Below are 24,027 nucleotides of genomic sequence, written 5' to 3'. Positions count from 1 at the left end.
AGTCGGAGCAGCGGCAGCTCCCCCGGCTGGTCCGTGATCCGGTGGGTGCCCCGGTGGCCGCCCGCCTCCGGGCCCTGCACGCACAGCGCGTCCATCCCGACGGCCTCCGCCGCCCGCGCCTCCGCCGGCGTGGTGACGGTGCCGACCTGCAGCGTGCCGACCGCCCGCAGCGCCGCCGCCTCCTCGGCCGCCGGCAGCCCGAAGGTGTACGAGACCACCGGCACCGGGTCCGCGAGCAGCGCGGCGAGCTTGGCGTCCCAGTCGTCCCGGTCCGGCCCGATCTCCTCCGGCAGCGTCACGCCCCACTGCTCAGCTTCGGGCCGCAGCCGCTCCCGGTACGCGGCGACGGCCGCCGCGTCCCCGGGCGGGCCCGGCACGAAGAGGTTCACCCCGTACGGCCGGTCGGTCGCCTTCCGCACCGCGGCGACCTGCTCGGCCAGCGCCTCCGCGCTCCGGTAGCCGGCCGCCAGGAAGCCCAGCCCGCCGGCCCGGTTCACCGCCGCCACCAGCTCCGGGGTGGAGGCCCCGCCCGCCATCGGGGCGCCGATCACGGGGACGGCGAGCTCGTCGAGGCGGACGGTCCGGACGGTCATCGGGCGCTCCTCACACTGCGGGCACGGAACACTGCGGCGGGACACTGCTGCGGGCACGGAACGCCCCCACCCTACGCTCGGCGGATCAGCCCCCGCCGCCGCGCCTCCCGCACCGCCGCCGTGCGCGAGTCCACCCCCAACTTGGTGTAGATGTGCACCAGATGGGACTTCACGGTGGCCTGGCTCAGGTGCAGCCGCTGGCTGACCTGCTGGTTGGTCAACCCGTCCGCGACCAGCCCCAGCACCTCGGTCTCCCGGGCGCTGAGCGCCGCCGCCGGCGTCCGCATCCGCTCCAGCAGCCGGTCCGCCACGCTGGGCGCCAGCGCGCTGCGCCCGGCCGCGGCCGCCCGAACGGCCTGGGCCAGCTCCTCCGGCGGCGCGTCCTTGAGCAGGTAGCCGGTGGCGCCCGCCTCCAGGGCCGGCAGGGTGTCCGCGTCGGTGTCGTACGTGGTGACCACCAGCACCCGCGGCGCACCCGCCCGGGCGGTGATCGCGGCGGTGGCCTGCGCCCCGTTCATCGCCGAGCCGGGGCCGAACTGGAGGTCCATCAGCACCACGTCCACGCCCGGCTCCGCGGCCAGCTCGACGGCCCGCTCGGCGGTGGCCGCCTCCGCCACGATGGTGAAGTCCGGCTCGCCCTCCAGCACCGCCCGCAGCCCGGCCCGCACCACCGGGTGGTCGTCCGCGATGAGCAGCCGGATCACTGGCCCGCCTCCGGGGCGACCGGCAGCTGCACCGCCACCGTCGTCCCCTCCCCCGGCGCCGACTCCACCGTGAAGCCGCCGCCGAGCGCCCGCGCCCGGGCCCGCATCGACGGCAGTCCGAACCCGCCGTCCCCGCCGGTGCGGCCGGCCACCGCCGCCGGGTCGAACCCGGCCCCGTCGTCGTACACGTCCAGTGCCACCTCACCCTCCATGTAGCTGAGCGTCACCTCGGCCCGCGAGGCCCCCGCGTGCCGGACGACGTTGCCGAGCGCCGACTGCGCGATCCGCAGCAGCGCGACCTCCTGCGCGGCCGGCAGCCGGAACGGGTCACCGGAGACGTGCAGCTTCACCGGGGGGCCGCTCTGCGCCGTCGTGGTCGCGCAGAGCCGCTCCAGCGCGACCGGCAGCGGGTCGCCGTCCAGGGCCGGCGGGGTGAGCGCCCGGACGAACCGCCGGGCCTCGTCCAGGTTGTCCTGGGCGGCCTGCCGGGCCTGCTCGACGTACCCGGCGGCGGCGTCGGTGCGCTCCGGCAGGGCCCGCTGCGCCGCCCGCAGCAGCAGCTGGATGGAGCTGAGGCTCTGCGCGAGGGTGTCGTGGATCTCCCGGGCGAGCCGCTCGCGCTCGGCCAGCACCCCGGCCGCGTGGTGCGCGGCGGCGAGGTCGGCGCGGGCGGCGGTCAGCTCGTCGATCAGCCGGCGCCGCTCCTCGCTCTCCCGGTACAGCGCCTGGTAGCCGAGCACGGTGGCGGTGGCGACGGCCGCGCCCAGCGCGGGCCCGATCGAGGCGGCGAAGCCGAAGCTGTGCTGGTGCCAGGACCACGCGGCGATCGACGCGGCGGCGGTCAGCCCGACGGCGACCAGCCCCCCGCGCCGGCCCAGCAGGTGCAGCTCCAGGAAGTACAGCGGGAACGCCAGCCAGACCCCGTCCTGGGTGGCGATCAGCACGCCCGCCCAGGTGATGCCGAGCAGCGCCAGCCAGAGCGCGGCCGCCCGGCGCGAGCGGCGCACGGCGGCCAGCTGCGGCCCGACGGTGTAGACGGCGGCCATCGCGGTGGCCGCGGCGACGACGGCGGCCGGATCGCCGCCCCGGTCGACGAGGACGGCCCGGGCGACGGCGAGCGCGAGCAGGCCCGCCACGAGCAGGTGCAGGCAGACCTGGAGGACGCGGGCGACGGGGGTGGTTCTGGATCGTTCGGTCGCCATCCGTCCAGCCTAAGTTCTGCGCCCGGCGCCCGGCATCAATCAAAAGGTTGAACTCGGTCTCTGCCCTTTGATGCCCAGGATGCAATCCCCGGCGCGATGCCCCGGGGCCCCCTCCTCCGGGACGGTGGAAGCGTCGGGAAACCACCCACGGAAAACCGGCCGCGGAAGCACCCGCGGAAACCACCCACACGGGAAAGGCCCATTGTGTTCGTCGCCTGGAGGGACCTGAGGTTCGCCAAGGGGCGGTTCGCCCTGATGGGGACCGTCATCGTGCTGATCACCGTGCTGGTCGGCCTGCTGTCCGGGCTGACCGCCGGGCTCGGCCGGCAGAACATCTCCGCGATCACCGGCCTGCCCGCCGACCACCTGGTCTTCGGCAAGCCCGCCGACGGGCAGAAGCTCTCCTTCACCGACTCCCAGGTCACCCCCGAGCAGTGGCAGGCCTGGGCCCGCGAGCCCGGCGTCACCTCCGCCGAGCCGCTCGGCATCACCACCACCAAGGCCGCCGCCGGGCAGCGCACCGCCGCGCTCTCCGTCTTCGGCGTCCAGGAGGGCTCCGGGCTCGCCCCGCAGGGCACCCGGATCGCCCCCGGCCAGGCGGTGCTGTCCCGGACCGCCGCGGAGGACCTGGGCGGCCTCGCCCCCGGCGCCGGGTTCACCCTGGCCGGGCACCCGCTCACGGTCGCCGCCGTCGAGGGCGACGCCGCGTACAGCCACACCCCGGTGATCTGGACCGGCCTCGGCGACTGGCAGCAGGCCGCCCCCGGCGGCGCCGGCCACGCCACCGTCATCGCGCTCAGCACCGCGAAGGGCGCCGACCTGGCCGCCGCCGACGCCCGCCACGGCACCGAGACCCGCACCCGGGACGACGCGCTCACCGCGATCGGCTCCTACACCTCGGAGAACGGCTCCCTCCAGCTGATGCGCGGCTTCCTGTTCGCCATCTCGGCCCTGGTGATCGGCGCGTTCTTCACCGTCTGGACGATCCAGCGCAGCGGCGACATCGCGGTGCTGAAGGCCCTCGGCGCCTCCACCCGCTACCTGCTGCGCGACGCCCTGGGCCAGGCCGTCCTGCTGCTGGTGGGCGGCACGGTCGTCGGCACCGCGATCGCCCTCGGCGCCGGCTCGCTGATCGGCTCCGCCGTCCCCTTCGTCCTGGACGCCCCGACCCTGCTGCTGCCCGCCGCCGTCATGATCGCCCTCGGCGCGATCGGCGCGGCCCTGTCCATCCGCCGGATCACCTCCGTCGACCCGCTGACCGCCCTGGGGAGCGCCCGATGAGTTTGACCCTCGACCGCATCACCCTCACGTACCCCGACGGCGACGGCCGGCTCACGGCCCTGGACGAGGTCTCGCTGACCGTCCCCAAGGGCTCCCTCACCGCCGTCGTCGGCCCCTCCGGCTCCGGCAAGTCCAGCCTGCTGGCGGTGGCCGCCACCCTGATCACCCCGGACTCCGGGCAGGTCGTGGTCGACGGCACCGACACCACCGGCCTCGGCCGGGCGGAGCTCACCGCGCTGCGCCGCACCAGGATCGGCATCGTCTTCCAGCAGGCCAACCTGCTGCCCTCGCTCACCGCCGTGGAACAGCTGCAGGTGATGGCCCACCTCGACGGCCGCTCCCCGCGCACCGCGCTCCCCCGGGCCCTGGAACTCCTGGACGCCGTCGGCCTGCGCGACCAGGCCGCCCGCCGCCCGCACCAGCTCTCCGGCGGCCAGCGCCAGCGGGTCAACATCGCCCGCGCCCTGATGAACGATCCCACGGTGCTCCTGGTGGACGAGCCCACCAGCGCCCTCGACCACGAACGCGGAGCCGCCGTCCTGGAGTTGATCACCGACCTCACCCACCGCCGGGCCACCGCCACGGTGCTGGTCACCCACGACCGCACCCACCTGACGGCCGTCGACCAGATCGCCGAGGTCCACGACGGGAGGCTGACCCTCCCCGCCGCGGCGGTGTGAGCTACTTCTTGGCGATGAGCACGTCGTCCACCGAGAGCGTCACAGCGGCGCCGATCGACTCCGGCAGGGTGAACGTCTGCCCGGGGTGGTGGACGGCATGCACTCGGTACTCACCGTCCTGCGGGTCGGTGAGCACCATGACCTTCAGGTTCTTGCGGTCGACGATGACGTAGACGGGCACTTCTGCTTCGGCGTACAGCACCGGTTTGACCTTCAGGTCAACCAAGTAATTCGACGACGTCACTTCCAGGACGAGCCTGAAGATCACAGGGTCGTAGCAGTTGCGCTCGATCAAGTGGTCGGCATAGTCGGCATCGACGATCGACATGTCCGGGATCGCATAGTCCGACGGGCCGCCGGGCAACCAGAGGCCGATTCCCTGAATCAGTCGGGTCGTCTCGCCATGGAGACCTGCCACGAGGAACGGCAGGCTGACGCTGGTGAGCGAGTCACCGTGCTGACCGCCCGGAGGCGGCGTCACTGTGATCTGTCCTCCGAGGATCTCGACCCGATGCCCCACAAGCTGCCTGGAGAACAGCTCGGCGGTTTCGAGCAGCGTCATCTGCTCGAAGGGCTCTTCCACTGCTGCGGCGGACATGGAGTTCCTCCGGGCTGCCGATGTCGAGACCATCATCGTAGAGCCCGGTCACCCTTCGGCGACCGATCCTCAGACCTCACCCGAACGAGTGGTTTAGCCCCTACCGGGACCGGAGTCGCAGGGCCGAGGGCTCCGGGTCGGCGGGCTTCTCCTCGCCGGCCCACAGCGAGCGGACGTGGCTGAGGTGGCGGGTCATGCAGGCCTCGGCCCCCGCCGAGTCGCCGGCGAGCATCAGGTCCAGCAGCTCCAGGTGCTCCTCCGCCGAGGAGACCAGCTCGCCGCGCTCGTCGAGCCGGTTGAGGCCGTACAGCCGCGAGCGCTTGCGCAGGTCGCCGACCACCTCGACCAGCCGGGTGTTGCCGGCCAGCCCGAGCAGGTCCAGGTGGAACTGGCGGTCGGCCTCCAGGTAGCCGATCAGGTCGTGCTTGCGGGCCGCCGCGACGATCGCCTCGGCCTGCGGGCGCAGCCGCTCCAGCTGCTCCTTGGTGGCGGTGCGCGCCACCCGGCCGACGGTCGGGACCTCGATCAGGGCGCGGATCTCGGTGTAGTCGTCGAGATCCCGGTCGGTCAGCTCGGTGACCCGGAACCCCTTGTTGCGGACGGCCTCGACCAGGCCCTCGCGGGCGAGGTCGAGCATGGCCTCGCGGACCGGGGTCGCGGAGACGCCGAAGTCGGCGGCGAGCGCGGGGGCGGAGTACACCACGCCGGGGCGCAGTTCGCCGGAGATCAGGGCCGCCCGGAGCGCGTGGGCGACCTGGTCGCGAAGCCGCTCCTGTACGGAGATCAGGGTGCGGGATTTGAGGTCGGCCATGGTGTTCCTCCGGATGGGTGCAGAACACCAGCGTACAATGTCACGTTACGTTGCGTGCGCGACAGCCGGTGATTCCCGCAGCCCCAACACCCGCCCCCGGCACGCCGAATGCCATGGTGACAGTGGCCGTCGGCCGTGACAACCGGCCGACGGCACACGATCCTCAGCTCCGTACGGAGGGCTACGCCCGGCGGAACTGGCCCACCAGCGTGGTCAGGCTGGCCGCGCCGTTCCCGGCCTCGAGGCCCCGCCGGAACGCCTCCGCCAGGACGGCCGGCAGCGCGCCGTCCACCCCGGAGTCCTCCGCGGTGTGCCGGACGTGCTCGATGCTGGCCAGTGCCATCGCCAGCCGGTCGACGTCCCCGCGGTGGTCCCCGGCGGTGATCCGCGGCGCGTAGAACGCCTGGAAGCCGGGCATCGAGGCGGCGGTCGAGGTCAGGTACGGCAGGAACTCCTCGGCCGAGATGCCGTTGGCCTCGGCGATCGCCGTGGCGTGCAGGTAGCCGACCATCGAGGACCAGAACAGGTCCATCTGGATCTGGTAGTACAGCTGCGCCAGCCCGGGGTCGTCGCCCCGGTAGTCGGCCCCGGTGAGCACCTCCAGGGCGGCCCGGTGCCGCTGGAACAGCTCGACCGGGCCGCTGTAGAAGGTGGACGACTCCGGGCTGCCGATGCCCGAGGGCGGCGTCTGCACCCCGCCGGTCAGGTGCCCGGCGCCGCGCTCGGCCAGCCAGCGGGCGGCCTCGCGGGCCCGCTCAGGGGTGTCCGAGCTGAGGTTCGCGACCACCTTGCCCCGGAGCGCCGGTTCGACCGACTCCAGCACCTTGAACACCGCGTCGTAGTCGGTGAGGCTGAGCACCACCAGCTCGTTCGCCGCCACCGCCGCCTCCGCGTCGGCCGCCTCCCGCGCACCCCGGGCGACCAGGCCGTCGGCCCGCCCGGCCGTGCGGTTCCACACCGTGACGGCGTACCCGGCGTCCAGGAACGCCCCGGCCATGGCCTGCCCCATCGGGCCGAGCCCGATCACCGTCACGGATCGCTTCGACTGCTGCTCCACGGGCATGCGTCTTCCCCTCCACCAGCACGAATCGCTAGAACGAACGCTCTACTCAGAGCGCCGGAGCTGACGCTAGCACAGGACTGGAACGAACGCTCTACTCAGAATCTCGGCTAGGATCGCGCCGTGACGACGCCCGAGAGAACCTCCGCGAAGAGCGACGCGAAGCCGACCACGACGCCCGGCGCGAAGGCCGAGGCGAAACCCGGCACCCGCGAGCGGATCGTCCGGGCCACCTCCCGGCTGCTGCAGCGCCAGGGGTACGAGGGCACCGGCATCAAGCAGATCTCCCGCGAGGCCGAGGCCACCCTCGGCTCCGTCTACCACTTCTTCCCGGGCGGCAAGCAGGAGTTGGCCGCCGAGGCGATCCGGCACGGGGACGAGGAGTTCGCCGTCCTGCTGCGCGCCGGGCTTGACTCCTCGACGGACCTCGGCGAGGCGATCACCACCTGCACCCGGATGCTCGCCGAGGAACTGCGCGCCTCCGACTGGCAGGACGGCTGCCCGATCAGCAGCACCGCGCTGGAGACGGTCGGCCGGGTGCCGGTGATCGAGGCGGCGGTGACCGAGGCCTTCGCCCACTGGCACGCCATCGTGACGGAACGGCTGCGTGCCGGCGGCATCGGCGAGGAGGACGCCCGCGAGCTGGCCGGCACCGTGATCAGCGCCCTGGAGGGCGCCGAGCTCGCCGCCCAGATCGCCCGCAGCGAGCAGCCGCTGCTGGTCACCGGCAAGCACCTGGCCCGCCTGCTCGCCTCCTACACCGACGGCCGGGCCTGACCGACCGGGCCCACACACCGGCCCAGCCGTCGGCGCCGGCCGCCCGGAAGACACCAGCCGCTCGGAACACCGGCCGCCCGGAAACACGCGGAGCCGGCGCAGCGGGGGATCCCTTCCCGCTGCGCCGGCTCCAGTCTCACAACTCCCAACCACGGCCAGGAGTAACGGACTTGTCGATCGAAATCGCACTGTACGACGGCCGCCCGAACAACGGCCGCCGCAGCGCCCCGACCCTGCTGCACCTGTCCACCGACCACGGCGCCGGGCTCGCCGACTGCGCCGCCACCCCGGGCAGTTGGCTCGCCTTCCTCGGCGACTGAACCAGCCGGGGCGGCGAGCCGGCCGGGGCGGCTGAGCCGGCCAGGGCGACCGAACCGACCGGGGCGGCCAGGGCGACCGGGCGGCTACCCCCGCCGGTACACCTCCGCCGCGACCGCCAGGTCCTGCCAGGCCATCCCGACGCTCTTGAAGAACCGCGGCCGCCCGTCCGGCACCGGCGCGTCCCCGCGCACCAGCTCGGCGAGGTTCCACAGCTGCCGCCCGGCCACACCCGCCATCAGCAGGTCCCCGGCCTCCCGGCCCGCGACCGTGCGTGCCTCCACGTAGAGCTCGGCCCGTTGGACCAGCAGCTCGTCCACCTCCCGCGCGTCCGGCTCGTGCGAGCCGACCGCCGCCACCGCCGCGTGCGCGGGCACCAGCGCGCCGTCGAACAGCGGCGTGCGCGCGGTGGTGCAGCAGACCACCAGGTCGGCGTCCCGGACCGCCCGCGGCTCGCCGACCTCGGCCGTCAGCCCGAGCTCCCGCCCGTACGCCGCCAGCGCCCGGGCCCGTTCGGCGTTGCGCGCCACCACGGTGAGCCGCCGCAGCGGCCGGACGGCGAGCAGCGCGTCCAGGTGCCCGTACGCCTGCGGCCCGGAGCCGAACAGCACCAGGTGCTCGGCCTCCGGCACCGCCAGCCGCCGCAGCGCGGCGACGGTGACGGCGGGCGTGCGCAGGGCGGTGAGCGCGGCGCCGTCCAGCAGGGCGAGCGGCTGCAGGGTGGGCCCGTCCAGCAGCAGGTAGCTCCCGGTGATCCGGGGCAGTCCGGACGACGGGTTGGCGGGCGCGACCCCGGCGATCTTCACGCCGGCGTACGGCCCGGCGGCGGCCGGCATCATCAGCAGTTCCCCGGCGGGCACCGGTACCGCCGACCGGGCGGGTGCCGCCTCCGGGTCGAACCCGTCCAGCAGCACCCGCTCGATCGCCCCCACCGCCCCGGCGGGCCCGACCCCGCCGGTGCCCGGCACGGCGTACTGGAGCGGCACAACCGCCCTGCCGGGTACCACGGTTGGCATGAAAGCCGGCACAGCGGCCGGTACAGCGGTCGGCACCGAGGCCGGCGCGGCGGAGGTCACAGCAGGAACCCCGCTCCCAGCTCGTCGTCCGGCTCCAGGACGAAGCCGTGCTCGCCGGTGCGGAAGGCCGTCCCGCCGACCTCGGTGACCACGCCCTCGCCCCGCGGGTCGCCGCCGGCGAGGAACCGGCCGGTGAACACCGTCCCGATCACCGACTCGTGCCGCAGCGGCTCACCGGGGGCCAGCCGCCCCTCGGCGGCGAGCACCGCGAGCCGGGCGGAGGTGCCGGAGCCGCAGGGCGAGCGGTCGATCTGCCCGTCGGCGAAGACGGTGACGTTGCGCTGGTTCAACACCCCGTCCTCCGACGGGAGTTCGTCGTACAGCACGACCCCGTACACGCCCGAGAGACGGGCGTCCGTCGGGTGCGCGACCGCGTCGGAGCCGGCCAGCGCCGCCCTGATCTCCCGCCCCACGGCGGTGAGTTCGGGCAGCCGAGCCGGTTCCACGGCGAGCCCGAGGGCGGCCGCCGGCACCGAGGCGTAGCAGGCGCCGGAGTGCGCCACGGCGACCTCCACGGTGCCGCGCGAGGTCTCCACCGGCAGCTTCAGCGCGGTCACCCGGCTGGGCACGTTGCGGAAGGTCACCCCGGTGGTCCGCCCGCCGCTGCGGTGCACCAGGGCGGTGACCCGGCCGGACGGCACGTCGATCCGCACCCGCGCCACGCCGTCCGCCGGGGCCGCCACCAGCCCGGAGTCCACCGCCCAGGCGCCGAGCGCGATGGTGCCGTGCCCGCAGGCGGTGGAGTAGCCGTCCTTGTGCCAGAACAGCACGCCCAGGTGCGCCTCGTCGTCGTCCGGCGGCACCAGGAAGCCGCCGTACATCCCGGCGTGGCCGCGCGGTTCCCGGCTGAGCAGCTGCCGGACGTCGTCCAGCGCGCTGGGCCGGGGCGCGGTCGCGCTGCCGCCCGCGCCGAGCGCGATGGCCCGGCGCTCGGCGACGGTGTCGCCGGGGATCGGCGGCACGCCGTCCAGCACGATCCGGAACGGCTCGCCGGCCGTGTGGTAGTCGACCGTCCGCACGAACATCAGAGCGCACCTCCGCCCGGCAGCACGCTGACCGTCCGGCTGACGGTGTAGAAGTCCAGGGCGGCCTGGCCCTGTTCGCGCTCGCCGTGGCTCGCGCCCTTGGCCCCGCCGAAGGGCAGGTGGAAGTCGACGCCGCTGGAGGGCGCGTTGACCCGGATCATCCCCGCGTCCAGCCGGTCGGCGGCGGCCAGCGCCACGTCCAGGCTGCGGGTGTGCACCGAGGTGGAGAGGCTGTGCGGGGTGTCGTTGGCGAGCGCGACGGCCTCGTCCAGGTCGGCCGCGGCGTGCAGCACCGCGATCGGGCCGAAGAACTCCTCGCGCGCCAGCGGGTGTTCGGCCGGCACCTCGGCGAGCAGGGTCGGCTCGACGTACCAGCCGGCCCGCTCGGGCACCCGGCCGCCCGCCAGGACCACGGCCCCGGCCCCGACGGCCGAGGAGACGGCACCGGTCAGCCGCTCCCGGGCGGCGGCGTTGATCACCGGCCCGCAGACCGCGTCGTCGACCGCCGCCAGCGCCTTGACCAGCGCCTCGCGCAGCGGCTCGTACGCGGCACCGACCGCGATCACCCGGCTGGTGGCGGTGCACTTCTGCCCGGCGTACCCGGCGATCGCCGCGGCGATGTGCCCGGCGGCCTGCGCGATGTCGGCGTCCGGCAGCACCAACGCGGCGTTCAGCCCGCCGAGTTCGGCCTGCACCGGCACCCCGCGCTCGGTCGCGGCCCGCACCACGGCCCGGCCGACGCCGGTCGACCCGGTGAAGGAGACCACGTCCACCGACTCCACCAGCGCCGCGCCCTCCTCGGCCCCACCGGGCAGCACGGTGAACACGTCCTCGGGCAGCCCGGCCAGCTCCGCCAGCCGCAGCGCGCAGGCCGTCGCCTCGGGCGCCGGCTTGAGCACCACCGCGTTGCCGACGGCCAGGGCCGGCGCGGCCTTCCAGGTCGGGATCGCCAGCGGGAAGTTCCACGGCGCGATCAGCCCGGCCACCCCGTACGGGCGGCGGCGGGTGAGCAGCAGTCCGGGCCCGGCGGCGGTCTCGTGCACCGCCCCGGAGGGCGCGTACGGCGCCTGCGCGTAGTAGCGCCAGATCGCCGCCGTGCGGGCGACCTCGCCGAGCGCCTCGGCCGACGGCTTGCCGACCTCGCGCACGATCAGCGCGGCCAGCTCGTGGGCGTGCGCCTCCACGGCGTCCGCGATCCGGCCGAGCGCCGCCGACCGGGCGCCCGCCCCGGCGGCGAGCCAGTCGCCCTGCGCCGCCCGAGCCCGCCCGACGGCGGCCCGCACGGCCTCGGCGCCGGGCTCCTCGACGGCGACCACGAGGTCGTCCGGGTCGGCGGGGTTGTACGAGGTGATGGTCACGGCCGGCAGCCCTTCGGTGGAGGTACGGGAACGGGGTGGGAGGGGGTCAGAGCAGGAAGCCCGCCGGGAACGGGTCGCTCGGGTCGAGGAAGTACTGGGCGGTGCCGGTGATCCAGGCCCGCCCGGTGACGGTGGGCACCACCGCGGGCCGCCCGGCCACCTCGGTCTGCTCGACCAGCCGCCCGGTGAAGGTGGTCCCGATGAAGGAGTCGTTGCGGAAGTCCTGTCCGAGCGGCAGTTCGCCGCGCGCGTGCAGCTGGGCCATCCGCGCCGAGGTGCCGGTGCCGCAGGGCGAGCGGTCGAACCAGCCGGGGTGGATGGCCATCGCGTGCCGGGAGTGCTCGGCGGTGGAGCCGGGGGCGAGCAGCTGGACGTGGTGGCAGCTGTGGATGGACGGGTCCTCCGGGTGCACCGGCCGGTCCGGGCCCGCGTTGATCGCGTCCATCATCGCCAGGCCGGCGTCCAGGCTCTCCTGCTTGCGCTCGCGCTCGAAGGGCAGCCCGAACTCGGCGAGCGGCAGGATGGCGTAGAAGTTGCCGCCGTACGCGAGGTCGTAGGTCACCGTGCCGTAGCCGGGCACCTCGACCTTGCGGTCCAGGGCGACGGAGTAGGCGGGCACGTTGCGGATGGTCACCGCCTTGGCGGCGCCGTCCTCGACGTGCACCTCGGCGACCACCAGCCCGGCCGGGGTGTCCAGCCGCACGGTGGTGACCGGCTCGACCACCGGGACCATCCCGGTCTCGACCAGCACGGTGGCGACGCCGATGGTGCCGTGCCCGCACATCGGCAGCAGTCCGGAGACCTCGATGTAGAGCACGCCGAAGTCGGCGTCCGGCCGGGTCGGCGGCTGGAGGATCGCGCCGCTCATCGCCGCGTGGCCGCGCGGCTCGTACATCAGCAGGGTGCGGAAGTGGTCCAGGTGCTGCTGGAAGTGCACCCGGCGCTCGGCCATGGTGGCCCCGGGGATGACGCCGAAGCCACCGGTGATCACCCGGGTCGGCATGCCCTCGGTGTGCGAGTCGACGGCGTGGAACACGTGACGGCTGCGCATGGGTACAACTCCTGTACAGGTTCGGAGGGTGGGGGTGGGCCGGGCCGACTGCCGCCGCAGCCGGCCCGGAGGCCAGGAGTCGCGCGGGTGTCAGACCAGGCCGTCGGCCAGCGCCTTCTCGGTGGCCGCGCGGACGGCCGCCTCGATCTCCGGGGAGAGCGGCTGGCGCGGGGCGCGCACCGGGCCGCCGGGGCGCCCGGCGATGTCCATGGAGAGCTTGATGGCCTGGACGAACTCGGTCTTGGAGTCCCAGCGCAGCAGCGAGTGCAGCGACTTGTAGAGCGGCAGCGCGGTGTCCAGGTCCTTGGCGACGGCGGCGTCGTAGAGCGCCACCGAGGCGGCCGGCAGGGCGTTCGGGTAGCCGGCGATCCAGCCGACCGCACCGGCGAGCGCCAGCTCCAGCAGCACGTCGTCGGCGCCGATCAGCAGGTCGAGGCCGGGGGCCAGCTCGGCGATCTCGTACGCCCGGCGGACGTCGCCACTGAACTCCTTGACGGCGACGATCGAGCCCTCGGCGTGCAGCTGGGCGAGCAGCGCGGGGACGAGGTCGACCTTGGTGTCGATCGGGTTGTTGTACGCCACGATCGGCAGGCCCGCCTTGGCCACCTCGGCGTAGTGGGCGCGCACCGAGGCGTGGTCGGCCCGGTAGGCGTTCGGCGGCAGCAGCAGGACGGAGCCGGCGCCGGCCTCGGCGGCCTGCTCGGCCCACCGGCGGGACTCGCCGCTGCCGTAGGCGGCCACGCCGGGCATGACCCGGGAGCCGTCGCCGGCCGCCTCGACGGCGACCTCGACGACCTTGGCGCGCTCCTCGGCGGTGAGCGTCTGGTACTCGCCCAGCGAGCCGTTGGGGACGACGCCCTCGCAGCCGGAGTCGATCAGCCAGCGGACGTGCTCGGCGTAGGCGTCGTAGTCGACGGAGTGGTCCGGGCGCAGCGGCAGCGTGGTGGCGACCATGATGCCGCGCCAGGGACGGTTGGTGTCGTGCTGGGTGATGGACACATGAACTCCTTGATGAGGTGTGACATTTTACAAGAGCGGGCAGGCCGGAGACAAGGTCCCCGGCCCACCGCTCGACGGCCGTCCGTCGAGCGGGCGTGACGCGTCCTCCGACGGCCGGCCGCTACGCCTCCGGCCCCGACTCCGGCCCCGGCCCCGCCGCCAGTTGGGAGAGCGGCACCGGGCAGCCCAGCGGCCGCCGGTCCGGCCCCGGCTCACCCGAGCCGGCCAGGCAGGCCACGGCCGGACCGCACATCCGGCCCTGGCACCAGCCCATCCCGGCCCGGGTGAGCAGCTTGACGGTGCGCGGATCGCCCGCGCCCAGCTCCTCGACGGCCTCCCGGACCGCCGACACCGGCACCTCCTCGCACCGGCAGACGTCGGTGTCCGGGCGCAGCCAGCCGGTCCAGCCGGGGCCCGGCCGGTGGGCGGCGGCCATCAGCTCGGCGAAGGCCCGCAGCCGCGAGCGGCGGCGCAGCAGCGCGGTCGCGGGCGACTCCCCGGCCACCGCGTGCGCCGCCAGCTCGCCCTCGGCGAGCGCGAGGTCCGCGCCGCCGACGCCGTTGGTCTCCCCCGCCGACCAGAGGCCGGGCACGCTGGTGCGCAGCCGGGCGTCGACCTCCAGCGCGACCGCGCCGTCCGGCCCGGTCCTGGTCCGCGCGCCCAGTTCGGTGGCCAGGTCGATCTGCGGCAGCAGGCCGTGGCCGACGGCGAGCGCGTCGCAGTCGATCCGCCGCCCGGTGCCGGGCACCGGCCGCCAGTCGGCGTCCAGCCGGGCCACCGTGACGCCGGTGACCCGGTCCGTCCCGTGCGCCTCCACCACCGCGCTGCGCGGGCGCAGCCGCACGCCGTGCCGCAGCAGCGCACCGCCGTGCCCGGCGCCCTCGACCAGCTTGCCGGGCACGCCCGCCAGCACGCCGGGGCGCCGCGCGTACCCGAGGTAGCCGGTGGCCTCGACCACGGCGGGCACCTCGGCCCCGGCGGTGACCAGCGAGGAGGCCGCCGCGAGCAGCAGCGGGCCGCTGCCGGCCACCACGATCCGCTTCCCGGGCAGCACCAGTCCGGCCTTGAGCATGGCCTGGGCACCGCCCGCGGTGACCACCCCGGGCAGGGTCCAGCCGGGGAACGGCAGCTGCCGCTCGTACGCGCCGGTGGCGAGCAGCACCGACCGGGACCGGACGGTGGCCCGGTCGGTACTCTCCGGCCCGCGGGTGACGTGCACCGCGAAGCCGACCCCGGTGCGCTCCAGCGCCCACACCTGGTGCCCGGCCCGGAAGGCGGCCCGCCCGGCGCGCTCGTGCGCGGCGAGCCGCTCGGCCAGCCCGGTGTAGGCGGACCAGTGGTGGTGCAGCCGGTCCGGCCGGGCCGCGCCCAAGCCGGGCGCCGGGTGGCGGTAGTACTGCCCGCCGGTGCTCGGCCCGCCGTCCAGCAGGGCGCAGCGCAGCCCGAGGTCGGCGGCGGTGACGGCGGCGGCCAGCCCGGCCGGGCCGGCGCCGACCACGACGAGGTCGTACGGCCGGGAGTCGGCCGGGGAGTCAGACGGCGAGGTCGGCACGGCCGTGGCCCTCCTGGGTGGTGACGGTGGTGCCCGGCTCGGCGGGGAGCAGGCAGGTGCGCTGGTTGGGGCGGCCGTCCACGGTGGCCAGGCAGTCGAAGCAGGCGCCGATCCCGCAGAACGCCCCGCGCGGCCTGCCGCCGACCCGGGTGGTGCGCCAGGCGAGCACGCCGTCGGCCCAGAGCGCGGCGGCGATCGACTGCCCGGGCAGCGCGGGGACGGGCCGCCCGTCGAACTCGATGTGGTGGGCGGGCCCGGGCTCGGCCTCGACCAGCCCGGCGGGGGTGCGGCGGCGCATCGGCGGCTTCTCCAATCCAGGACGGAATCTCAACAGTGGGACCAGCGGGGCTCGGGCCGTCAGCGGGCCGTCAGCCGGCCGTCACGCGGCCGGGAAGCGGTCCGCCCGGAACGGCGCGAGGTCCAGCTCCGGCCGCTTGCCGGTGAGCTGCTCGCTGATCAGCAGCCCGGTCGCCGGGGCCAGCCCGATGCCGGCCCCCTCGTGCCCGCAGGCGTGGTACAGCCCGGGCACCCGGGGGTCCGCCCCGATGGCGGGCAGGTGGTCCGGCAGGTACGGGCGGAAGCCCCGGTAGGTGCGCATCACGGTGACGCCGGCGAGCACCGGGAACAGCTCCGCGGCCTGGGCGGCGAGCCGGCGCAGCACCTCCTGGGAGAGCGTGCGGTCGAAGCCGACCCGCTCCCGGCTGGCGCCGATCAGCACCGGGCCGCCCGGGGTGCCCTCGATCACGGCGGAGGTCTCCAGCCCGGCCGAGCCGCTGGCCACGTTGGCCACGTAGTCGGCGGCGTAGACCTTGTGCCGCACGACCCGCGGCAGCGGCTCGGTGACCAGTACGAAGCCGCGCCGGGGCAGCACCGGCAGGTGCACCCCGGCCAGCGCGGCGATCTCACCGCCCCAGGTGCCGGCCGCGTTCACCACGGCGCCGGCCGCCAGCCTCCGCCGGTCGGTCCGCACGCCGCGCACGGCGCCGTCCGGGCCCCGGTCGACGGCGGTGACGCTCTCCCCGGTGATCAGCTCGGCGCCCAGCCGGCGGGCCTCGCGCAGCAGGTGGGCGGCGGCGAGGGCGGGCTGGACCTGGGCGTCCTGCGGGTAGTGGAAGCCGCCGGCCAGGCCCTCGGCCAGGTGCGGCTCCAGCTCGCGCAGCCGCTCGCCGGGCACCTCCTCGGCCTCGACCCCGACGGCCCGCTGCCCGGCGGCGAAGGCCCGCAGCGCGTCCTGCCCGGCGGCGGTGGAGGCGACCACCACGCCGCCCTTGGGCTCGTACTCGATCGCCGGGCCGAGCCGCTCGGCGAGTTCGCGCCAGAGCCGGGTGCTGAGCAGGGCGAGGTCGAGCTCGGGGCCGGGCTCCTTGTCGGAGACCAGCAGGTTGCCCTCGCCCGCGCCGGTGGTGCCGCCGGCCACCGGCCCGCGGTCCACGACGGCGACGGCGAGCCCGGCGCGGGCGGCGTAGTAGGCGCAGGCGGCGCCGACCACACCGGCGCCGACCACGACGACGTCCAGGGGAGGTCTCTCGGTCTTCAGCACGCCAGTAATATGTCACATGCCATGCGACCTGCCAAGACCGCCCCCGAACCCGGGAGCGCCCCGACCAGCGGAAAGCCCCGGCCCACCGCTCGACAGAGCGACGGACCGGGGCTCGGGGCTCCCTCAGCGCTGAGGACAGGCCCTACCGGCTCAGGTGATGTCGTCCATCTCCTCGCGGCGGGAGGCGGGCACCGCCGGGCCGGCCGCCGGAGCCGTCGAGGCCCGGACGGACTCGGCACCCGCCACCGGCTGCACCGAGAGGTCCAGCTGCGAGGCCTCCTCGTCGTCCAGCCCGGCGTCCGGGTTGCGGCGCGCCTTGCGCTTGTCGTTGAAGAGCGCGATCGCCACCGCGATGAAGTACAGCGCCCAGATCGGCATCGACAGCAGCAGCATGCTGAACGGGTCGGCGCCCGGAGTGGCGAACGCGGCGAACACGGTGATGGCCATGACCGCTCCGCGCCACCAGCCGAGCAGCCGCTTGCCGGTCACGATGCCGACCAGGTTGAGCATCACCAGCAGCAGCGGGAACTCGAAGGCGAAGCCGAAGACCAGCACCATCCGGGTGGCGATGTCGAAGTAGTCCTCGGGCGGCAGGATCGGCGTCGTGTCCGTCGGGGTGAACGAGATCAGCATCTCGACCATGGTCGGCATGACCAGGATCGCGGCGCCCACACCCGCCAGGAACAGCGGGGCGCCGCAGGCCATGAAGATGATCGCGTACTTCTTCTCGTGCTTGTGCAGGCCGGGTGCCACGAAGGCCCACACCTGGTACAGCCAGACCGGGACGGCCGCCACCACGCCCGCGGTCAGCGCGACCTTCAGCATCCAGTTGAAACCGGCGGTGAGGCCGATGTTGGACACCTGGGCACAGCGCCCGTGGTACTGGTCCGCGTCGATCTTGTTGTCGCACTGCGGCAACGGCTGGAGCAGGAAGTGCTCGATCTGCTTGTGGTAGATCGCCGCGACGACCGCGAACAGCACGATCGCCAGGACCGACTTGACCACGCGGTTGCGCAGTTCCCGCAGGTGGTCGGCGAGGGCCATCCGCCCCTCAGGATCCTTTGACGCCTTCGGCGCCTTGGAGAGCTTGCTCAACCCCGGTCCTCAACTCGTGCGTGGGGGCCCGCCGGTCGACGGGCCTCCGAAGTCGCGTGCGTCACGTGCGCCGCGCTCAGTGCGGCCGGTCGCCGTCGGGCGCGGAGGCCCCGGCGGCGGACTCGGTCACCGGACGGGCGGTGGCCGACGCGCCCGGAGCCGCCTGGACGGTCCGGCCCGCGGCGCCGTCCACCGGAGCGGGAGCGGGACGGGCCGGCTGCTCGGACGCGCCGTCCGAACGCATCGCCTGCGCCTCGCTCTTCAGGATCCGCATCGACTTGCCCAGCGAGCGCGCCAGGTCCGGCAGCCGCTTGGCTCCGAACAGCACGATGGCGAGAACCACGATCAGCACGATCGCGGTCGGCGAGATGCGCATGCGCGACCACCTTCAGTCATGGCGGCCCGACGGGCCGTCCGCTGCGGATGGTAACCGCTGCGGATGACGCCACGACGACGGCCGCCCGAACAGGACAGCGGCCCCCGGTACGCGGTTCAGGAGCCATCTGAGAGCGTAACCCGCCCTCACCCGCGCGCAGCAGCCCCCGTACCGCCGAAGGCCCGACCGTGCTATGCGGCCCGGGAGCCGGGCACCGCCTCCGCCAGGTCCTCGGCCGCCGCGGCCAGCGCCCGCGAGGCCCGGTCCACACCCGCGGCCAGCGCCCGCACGTCCAGCCAGAGCCGGATCGCGAGGACCCCGAGGACCAGCAGGCCCGCGGTGGCGAGCAGGACGGCGGCGACGAGCATCCAGGACATGCGCCCCACCCTATACGGGCGGTACCGGCCTCAACCCTCCGCCGGGACGAGCCGCATGGTGCGCACCCCGGCCCCGGTGAGCGCCTCGACGATCTTCTCCCCGGCCGGCTTGCGCACCGCCGCCCCGCACCGCGGGCAGCCGAAGCTGTAGTGCGCCTGGCCCGGGGTGCGCCCGAGCGTCAGCCGGAAGTCCTCGGCCGGGAGCTCCACCTTCTCCCGGCACTCGGAGCAGTACACCTTGAATCTGGTCCCGGGTTCCACCGCTCAGACCCGCCCCTCCCCGTAGGCGGCCAGCGCCTCCCGCGCGGCCGAGCGCGCCTGCTCGGCCAGTTCGGGCGGCGAGACGATCCGGCCGTCCCGGCCCAGCCGCAGCGCCAGCGGGCGCAGCTGGGAGGGGTCGGCGCTGCGCAGGGTGATCCGCAGCCCGCCGTCGGGCAGTTCCTCGGCCCGGTCGTGGGTGTAGTACTCGGCCACCCAGCGCCCGCCGGAGGAGACCTCGACGACCACCTCGGGGTCGTCCGCCGCCGGGTTGACCAGCCCGCCGCTCAGGTCGCGCGGCTCGCGCCGGGGCGGGTCGGCCGGGACGTCCAGGACGCGGATCTCGGCGACCCGGTCGAGCCGGAACATCCGGTGGTCCTCGGAGGTGCGGCACCAGGCCTCGAGGTAGGTGTGGCCCTCGGTGAGCAGCCGGATCGGGTCGACCTCGCGCTCGGTCATCCCGCCGCGCCCGTGCGAGTAGTAGCGCAGCCAGAGCCGGCGGCCCTCGCTGAGCGCGCGGTCGATGTCGGCGAAGACGTGGCTCTCCGCCTCGAAGGTCACGCCGACCCGGGCGCTGCCCTCGGCGCTCTCCCCGGCCGCGTTCTCGATCTTGGCGACGGCCCGGGTGAGCGCCTCCCGGTCCCCGGCCCGCAGGCCCGGCAGCCCGGCCACCGCGCGGGCGGCCACCAGCAGCGCGGTCGCCTCGTCGGCGGCCAGCCGCAGCGGCTGGGCCACGTCGTCGACGTTGTGCCACCAGATCCGCTCGCCGTCGGTGTCGATGTCCAGCAGGTCGCCGCCGCGGAAGCTGGTGCCGCACATCGGCAGCACGTTGAGGTCCGCGATCAGCTCGCGCTCGCTGATCCCGAACGCCCGGGCCACCTCGGCGACCTCGGCCCCGGGCCGCTCGCGCAGGTAGGTGACCAGCGACAGCATCCGTCGCGTCTGGTCGATGGCGTTGCTCACGCGCCTTCTCCTTCAAGCCCCGCGACCGCCCGCAGCCGGTCGACCACATCCGCTCGCAGCTCCTCCGGCCCGAGCACCAGCACGTCCGGCCCGAACTCGGCCAGGTCCGCGCCCAGCCCGTTGCCGTACGGGATCTCCAGCTCGTCCCAGGCGTCGTCCACCCGGGTGCTGGCCAGCGCCTTGGTGCGCAGCGGGAAGCCGGCGCCCCGGCGGACCCGGACGGTCGCGGTGGCGGTGGCCCCCTCCCCCGCGAACTTCGCCACGGTGGCCCGGACGTCCACGTGCTCGGGCACGGTGCCGAGGAAGGCCCCGGACCTCGCCTTCACCCGGCCGGTGATCCGGCTGAGCCGGAACACCCGGGCGTCGCCCCGGTCCCGGTCGTACCCGGCCAGGTACCAGTGCCCGCGCCAGCACTCCAGCGCCCACGGCTCGACGCTGCGCTGCTCGACGGCGGCGGCACCGGCCTTGCGGTACTCGAAGGTGACCGGACGGCGGTCCCGGGCGGCGGTGAGCAGCGGCTCGAACGCGGCCTCCCGGGCCGGGATGCGCGGCTCCAGGGCGGTCCGGCCCTCGGCCTCGGCGAACGGCACCCCGGCCGCCCTCAGCTTCTGCAGGGCGCCGCTCGCCGCGCCGGACATCTTGGCCTGCTGCCAGACCCTGGCGGCCAGGGTCAGCGCGGCCGCCTCCTCGGCGTCCAGCGCGATCTCGGGCAGCCGGTTGCGGTCGGCGCGGGCCAGGTAGCCGAGCTCCCCGTCCAGCGTGCTCTCGTCGACGTCGATCACCAGGCCGAGCTCGCGCAGGTCGTCCTTGTCCCGCTCGAACATCCGGTTGAAGGCGTCCTCGCTGCTGTTCTGCCAGGCCTCGCGGTACGCCTCGACGGATTCCCGCAGCTCCTTCTTGGAGAGCGGACGTCTGGTGTTCATCAGGCACAGGGCGAGATTCATCAGCCGCTCTGCCTTGGCGATCGCCATCGCTGACCCTTCCGGTGTGCCGCGCCGCGCGCGGGGTGCGCCAGCCGGGCGATCACCACCCGGCGGGACCGACCGTACCGGTAGCGGTACGCACGGCAAAAGCCGCGTCCGCGAACGCCCCCGGACACGCCCGTGGGCCGGGCCCCCGGAGGGGTCCGGCCCACGGTCACGACGGGCTCAGACGGCCAGCAGGTCGACCACGAAGATCAGGGTCGAGTTGGCCGGGATGAGCGGCGACGGCGACTGGGCGCCGTACGCCAGGCGCGCCGGGATGGTCAGCTCGCGGCGGCCGCCGACCTTCATGCCGACGACGCCCTGGTCCCAGCCCTTGATGACGCGGCCGGCGCCCAGCGGGAAGCGGAACTCGTTGGGGCTCCGGTTCCAGCTGGCGTCGAACTCCTCGCCGGTCTCGAAGGTCACGCCGACGTAGCGGACGCTGACGTTCTGGCCCTTCTTGGCCTCCGCGCCGTCGCCCACGACGATGTCGCGGATCTGCAGCTCCGTCGGGGCGTCGCCGATCGGGAAGTCGATCTCGGGCTTCTCGTTGAGGTTGACGCTCACAGTCCCTCTTCTCACATTCGCTTGCCATCACGACCAAGCGGCGGACGCCCGCACCCGGTCCGTTCTCCCCGGACCACGGTACGGGCGTCCGCCGCCCGAACGGGCCCGGCCACGCGGCCGGACCCGAAGGTCACACGTGCACCATTGTCACCCGAAAAGCGGATCAGCCCTGACCGGCGTCCAGGATGTCCACCACGAAGACCAGCGTCGCGCCGGGCGGGATGTCGCCCTGGCCCTTGTCGCCGTAGCCCAGCGAGGCGGGGATCACCAGCTCGACCCGGCTGCCCACGGTCTGGCCCTCCAGGCCCTGGTCCCAGCCCTGGATGACCTGCTGGCCGCCGACCGGGAAGGTGAACGCCTGGCCCTTGCTGAGCGAGGAGTCGAACACCTTGCCGCTCGAGAACAGCGCGCCGGTGTACTGGACGACGACCTTCTCGCCCTTCTCCACCTTCGGCCCGGTCCCCTTGATCAGGACGTGCGTCTTCAGCTCGGTCGGGTCCTTCGCCCCGGCCACCGGGGTGATCTCGGCCGGCTTCTTGCCGTTGTCCTTGACCTGCGGGAAGTCCGCCGGCGGCGGGGTGACGGTACCGCTCACCACGGCGTCGGGCGCGTTGGCGTTGCGGATGTCGATCACGAAGATCAGGTCGTCCTTGGCGCCGATCGACATGTCGGCCTTGCCCTGGGAGCCGAACGCGGCGGCCGGCGGGGCCACCACCAGCAGCCGGCTGCCGGCCTTCTTGCCGATCACGGCCTGGTCCAGGGCCGGGATCAGCGCGTCGGTGCCGGCCTGGAAGATCTGCGGCTTCCCGTTGGCGTCGTACGAGCTCGGGATGTCCTTGCCGGTGTTCCAGTCCTTGGCGGTGTAGTCCACCGAGGTCCAGGAGTTCTTCTCCACCTTGGCGCCGGTGCCCTCGGTGAGCACCTTGACGACGAAGGAGCCGTCCGAGGCCTCGCCCGGCACCTGGATCTCGGCCTTCTTGCCGAAGTCGCCGGCGACCGTCGGCAGCACCTTGGCGCTGTCCTTGATCGGCGGCACCGGCTCGGCGCTCGGCGTGGGCGGCGCGCTCTTGGCGGCGTCCGGCTTGGCGGCGGCGGTGTCCTTGGAGTCGTCCTTGTTCACCATGTAGAGCGTGATGCCGCTGCCGACCAGCAGCACGGCCAGCACCGTGCCGAGGATCACACCCAGCTTGCCGACGCCGGGCGGGTTCTCGTCGTACCCGGCCTCCGAGGTGTCGCTCTTGCGCACGTTGGAGGCGAAGATCTGCGGGGCGTCGTCCGTCTTCGTCCCGGCCGCGGCGCGCGGCGCGGCGCCGGGCTCCGCCCAGCCGGCCTGCTGCGCCAGGATCGCCGGGGGGACGACGATCGACTCGCGGTCCCCGCCGACCGGGCCGCCGGGGCGAGAGGCGGCCGGGTCGCCCGCGGAGCCGCCGTTCGCCGCGGTGCCGGCCCCGCCCGGGCTCGGCGTCTTCTCAGTCATGACTCCCCATCCATCTCGCCACGAGGTCTTCCAGGTCTGCGCCCGGCGTGGGCACGCCGGCCTGCGGTCGCACCGCCCGCCCCGGACCTCGGCACCGGGCGGCGCCTGCCACAGTGCGTGGGCAGTATGACAGCTCAGGATGAGGGCGGACGCTTCGCTGTACGAGCGTCCGCCCAAGCGTACGGAATCCCCCTGCTGAGTTCCTAGACCGCTTCGAGGATGTCGATCACGAAGACCAGGGTCGAGTTCGCCGGCACCGCGCCCTGCGCCTTGTCCTGGTAACCGAGCGCCGGCGGCACCACCAGCAGCACCCGGCTGCCCACGGTCTGCCCGACCAGCCCCTTGTCCCAGCCCTCGATCACGCTGCCGGTGCCGATCTGCACGGCCTGCGCGCCGCCGTGCGTCCAGGAGGCGTCGAACTGCTGGCCGTTGGCCCACAGCACCCCGGTGTACTGCACCACCAGGGTCTGCCCGCTCTTGACCTGCTTGCCCTCGCCCTTGATCAGCACCGCCTGCTGGAGGTCGGTGGGCGCGGCCTGCCCGGCCGGGACGGTGATCGTCGCCGGCGCCTTGCCGTTGTCCTTGACCTGCGGCAGCGTCGCGGCCGGCTCGGTCATCGTCCCGCTCAGCGTGGAGTCCGGCGGCAGGCTCTCCATGACGTCCAGCACGAACACCACCGTGTCGCCCTTGTCGACGCCCAGCTGGCTGGAGCCCTGCTCCCCGAAGGCGGCCGCCGGCGGGGCCACCACCAGCAGCCGGGTGCCCACCTTCTTGCCGATCACGCTCTGGTCCAGCGCCGGCACCAGCTGCCCGCTGCCCGCCTGGTAGAGCTGCGGCTTGCCGTTGGCGTCGTACGAGCTGGGCAGGTCCTTGCCGGTGGTCCAGTCCTTGGCGGTGTAGTTGACCGTCACCCAGTCGCCCTTGTCGACGGTCGCGCGCTCGCCCTCGCTGACCGTGTTCACCACGAACTGGCCGCTGGGCTGCTGGCCCTCGGGGATGGTGATGGTGGCCTTGCTGCCGAACCCGCCACCCGAAAGAGTGGGCATCGGCGACGCCTCGCCGACCGGCGACGGGACCGTCGGGGCGGCGCTCGCCGGGGACGGCGAGGCCGGGCCGGCCGCCTTGGGGGAGCTGCTGCAGGCGACCGCGAGCAGCAACGGCAGGGTGAGAAGCAAACCGGCGGTGCGGCGCACGGTGGTCCTAACTGTCGGTCGAAGTCGGCTCTCCTGACTCGACGGACAGCGTATGCCCGGCATGCGGCCGACCCCGGTAGACACCACCGGGGCCGGCCGCCGCCTTGATCACACCGCTCCGATCGCCCCGT

The 24,027-nt window shown here is 74.5% G+C and carries 27 protein-coding genes; 4 read left to right on the top strand and 23 right to left on the bottom strand.

The features are described from left to right. The 3 genes from ABZW03_RS01590 to ABZW03_RS01580 form a co-directional block, all read right to left on the bottom strand. Positions 1–593 (bottom strand): nitronate monooxygenase (locus ABZW03_RS01590; RefSeq protein WP_355250458.1); only part of this gene is annotated, 593 nt, incomplete at its 3' end. Between the two features lie 71 nt (positions 594–664). Further along, on the bottom strand, positions 665–1,297 hold the full coding sequence (locus tag ABZW03_RS01585; protein WP_355250455.1) for a response regulator transcription factor: 633 nt from the start codon (positions 1,295–1,297) through the stop codon (positions 665–667). Continuing rightward, complete coding sequence (locus tag ABZW03_RS01580; protein WP_355250453.1) at positions 1,294–2,499, bottom strand: sensor histidine kinase; 1,206 nt, start codon at positions 2,497–2,499, stop codon at positions 1,294–1,296. The genes ABZW03_RS01585 and ABZW03_RS01580 overlap by 4 nt, the downstream gene beginning before the upstream one ends. Before the next feature lie 204 nt (positions 2,500–2,703). Between ABZW03_RS01580 and ABZW03_RS01575 the strand changes: the two genes are divergently transcribed. Both ABZW03_RS01575 and ABZW03_RS01570 read left to right on the top strand, forming a co-directional pair. After that, complete coding sequence (locus ABZW03_RS01575) at positions 2,704–3,780, top strand: ABC transporter permease (RefSeq protein ID WP_355250450.1); 1,077 nt, start codon at positions 2,704–2,706, stop codon at positions 3,778–3,780. Next, positions 3,777–4,460 carry an ABC transporter ATP-binding protein gene (locus ABZW03_RS01570; protein WP_355250448.1) on the top strand — a complete coding sequence of 228 codons (684 nt, stop codon included), beginning with the start codon at positions 3,777–3,779 and terminating at the stop codon, positions 4,458–4,460. Before ABZW03_RS01575 ends, ABZW03_RS01570 begins: the two co-directional genes overlap by 4 nt. A 1-nt stretch (position 4,461) precedes the next feature. Here ABZW03_RS01570 and ABZW03_RS01565 read toward each other — a convergent pair whose 3' ends face one another. From ABZW03_RS01565 to ABZW03_RS01555, 3 genes are all read right to left on the bottom strand, one after another. Then, positions 4,462–5,058 (bottom strand): Uma2 family endonuclease, encoded by a 597-nt coding sequence (locus ABZW03_RS01565; RefSeq protein ID WP_355250446.1) that lies wholly within the window; start codon positions 5,056–5,058, stop codon positions 4,462–4,464. 100 nt (positions 5,059–5,158) lie between these two features. After that, positions 5,159–5,869 (bottom strand): GntR family transcriptional regulator, encoded by a 711-nt coding sequence (locus ABZW03_RS01560; protein WP_355250444.1) that lies wholly within the window; start codon positions 5,867–5,869, stop codon positions 5,159–5,161. A gap of 181 nt (positions 5,870–6,050) precedes the next feature. Then, on the bottom strand, positions 6,051–6,932 hold the full coding sequence (locus tag ABZW03_RS01555) for an NAD(P)-binding domain-containing protein (protein ID WP_355250441.1): 882 nt from the start codon (positions 6,930–6,932) through the stop codon (positions 6,051–6,053). Between the two features lie 216 nt (positions 6,933–7,148). Between ABZW03_RS01555 and ABZW03_RS01550 the strand changes: the two genes are divergently transcribed. Beyond that, positions 7,149–7,706, top strand: a complete 558-nt coding sequence (locus tag ABZW03_RS01550) for a TetR/AcrR family transcriptional regulator (protein WP_355250467.1) — start codon at positions 7,149–7,151, stop codon at positions 7,704–7,706. A gap of 170 nt (positions 7,707–7,876) precedes the next feature. After that, positions 7,877–8,026 carry a hypothetical protein gene (locus tag ABZW03_RS01545; protein ID WP_355250438.1) on the top strand — a complete coding sequence of 50 codons (150 nt, stop codon included), beginning with the start codon at positions 7,877–7,879 and terminating at the stop codon, positions 8,024–8,026. Between the two features lie 84 nt (positions 8,027–8,110). On the opposite strand, the gene ABZW03_RS01540 is transcribed toward ABZW03_RS01545, so the two are convergent. The 17 genes from ABZW03_RS01540 to ABZW03_RS01460 form a co-directional block, all read right to left on the bottom strand. Next, complete coding sequence (locus ABZW03_RS01540) at positions 8,111–9,040, bottom strand: ornithine cyclodeaminase family protein (RefSeq protein ID WP_355250435.1); 930 nt, start codon at positions 9,038–9,040, stop codon at positions 8,111–8,113. A gap of 56 nt (positions 9,041–9,096) precedes the next feature. Then, entirely contained in the window at positions 9,097–10,125 is a 1,029-nt protein-coding gene (locus tag ABZW03_RS01535; RefSeq protein WP_355250432.1) for a proline racemase family protein, read from the bottom strand. Next, positions 10,125–11,492, bottom strand: a complete 1,368-nt coding sequence (locus tag ABZW03_RS01530; RefSeq protein ID WP_355250464.1) for an aldehyde dehydrogenase family protein — start codon at positions 11,490–11,492, stop codon at positions 10,125–10,127. The genes ABZW03_RS01535 and ABZW03_RS01530 overlap by 1 nt, the downstream gene beginning before the upstream one ends. Positions 11,493–11,529: 37 nt before the next feature. Beyond that, entirely contained in the window at positions 11,530–12,534 is a 1,005-nt protein-coding gene (locus ABZW03_RS01525) for a proline racemase family protein (RefSeq protein WP_355250430.1), read from the bottom strand. Between the two features lie 90 nt (positions 12,535–12,624). Continuing rightward, positions 12,625–13,533, bottom strand: coding sequence for a dihydrodipicolinate synthase family protein (locus ABZW03_RS01520; RefSeq protein ID WP_355250427.1), 909 nt, complete (start codon positions 13,531–13,533; stop codon positions 12,625–12,627). A gap of 121 nt (positions 13,534–13,654) precedes the next feature. Then, complete coding sequence (locus tag ABZW03_RS01515; protein WP_355250424.1) at positions 13,655–15,085, bottom strand: NAD(P)/FAD-dependent oxidoreductase; 1,431 nt, start codon at positions 15,083–15,085, stop codon at positions 13,655–13,657. Then, complete coding sequence (locus ABZW03_RS01510) at positions 15,066–15,383, bottom strand: (2Fe-2S)-binding protein (RefSeq protein ID WP_355250421.1); 318 nt, start codon at positions 15,381–15,383, stop codon at positions 15,066–15,068. The genes ABZW03_RS01515 and ABZW03_RS01510 overlap by 20 nt, the downstream gene beginning before the upstream one ends. Before the next feature lie 81 nt (positions 15,384–15,464). Next, a complete protein-coding gene (locus tag ABZW03_RS01505) occupies positions 15,465–16,625 on the bottom strand; it encodes an FAD-dependent oxidoreductase (protein WP_355250418.1) in 1,161 nt (386 codons plus the stop codon). Between the two features lie 150 nt (positions 16,626–16,775). Further along, positions 16,776–17,669, bottom strand: coding sequence for a twin-arginine translocase subunit TatC (gene tatC, locus ABZW03_RS01500; protein WP_355250415.1), 894 nt, complete (start codon positions 17,667–17,669; stop codon positions 16,776–16,778). 127 nt (positions 17,670–17,796) lie between these two features. Then, positions 17,797–18,096 carry a Sec-independent protein translocase subunit TatA gene (gene tatA / locus ABZW03_RS01495; RefSeq protein WP_355250412.1) on the bottom strand — a complete coding sequence of 100 codons (300 nt, stop codon included), beginning with the start codon at positions 18,094–18,096 and terminating at the stop codon, positions 17,797–17,799. A 191-nt stretch (positions 18,097–18,287) separates the two neighbouring features. Continuing rightward, positions 18,288–18,473, bottom strand: coding sequence for a hypothetical protein (locus ABZW03_RS01490; protein ID WP_355250409.1), 186 nt, complete (start codon positions 18,471–18,473; stop codon positions 18,288–18,290). 30 nt (positions 18,474–18,503) lie between these two features. Beyond that, on the bottom strand, positions 18,504–18,734 hold the full coding sequence (locus tag ABZW03_RS01485; protein WP_355250406.1) for a hypothetical protein: 231 nt from the start codon (positions 18,732–18,734) through the stop codon (positions 18,504–18,506). A 3-nt stretch (positions 18,735–18,737) separates the two neighbouring features. Then, positions 18,738–19,664 carry a WYL domain-containing protein gene (locus ABZW03_RS01480; RefSeq protein WP_181970795.1) on the bottom strand — a complete coding sequence of 309 codons (927 nt, stop codon included), beginning with the start codon at positions 19,662–19,664 and terminating at the stop codon, positions 18,738–18,740. A gap of 26 nt (positions 19,665–19,690) precedes the next feature. Next, positions 19,691–20,665 carry a WYL domain-containing protein gene (locus ABZW03_RS01475; protein WP_355250403.1) on the bottom strand — a complete coding sequence of 325 codons (975 nt, stop codon included), beginning with the start codon at positions 20,663–20,665 and terminating at the stop codon, positions 19,691–19,693. Positions 20,666–20,842: 177 nt separating this feature from the next. After that, the gene (locus ABZW03_RS01470; protein WP_355250400.1) at positions 20,843–21,226 is read right to left on the bottom strand and encodes an FKBP-type peptidyl-prolyl cis-trans isomerase; all 384 of its coding nucleotides are present in this window, start codon (positions 21,224–21,226) and stop codon (positions 20,843–20,845) included. 163 nt (positions 21,227–21,389) lie between these two features. Beyond that, complete coding sequence (locus ABZW03_RS01465) at positions 21,390–22,703, bottom strand: FKBP-type peptidyl-prolyl cis-trans isomerase (protein WP_355250397.1); 1,314 nt, start codon at positions 22,701–22,703, stop codon at positions 21,390–21,392. Positions 22,704–22,906: 203 nt separating this feature from the next. After that, entirely contained in the window at positions 22,907–23,896 is a 990-nt protein-coding gene (locus tag ABZW03_RS01460) for an FKBP-type peptidyl-prolyl cis-trans isomerase (protein ID WP_355250395.1), read from the bottom strand. Positions 23,897–24,027 lie beyond the last annotated feature (131 nt).

It is taken from the genome of Kitasatospora sp. NPDC004799 (assembly GCF_040609095.1).
Taxonomy (GTDB): Bacteria; Actinomycetota; Actinomycetes; order Streptomycetales; family Streptomycetaceae; genus Kitasatospora.
Note: the sequence above shows the minus strand (reverse complement) of the source record. Positions and strands in the feature narration are given on the sequence as shown.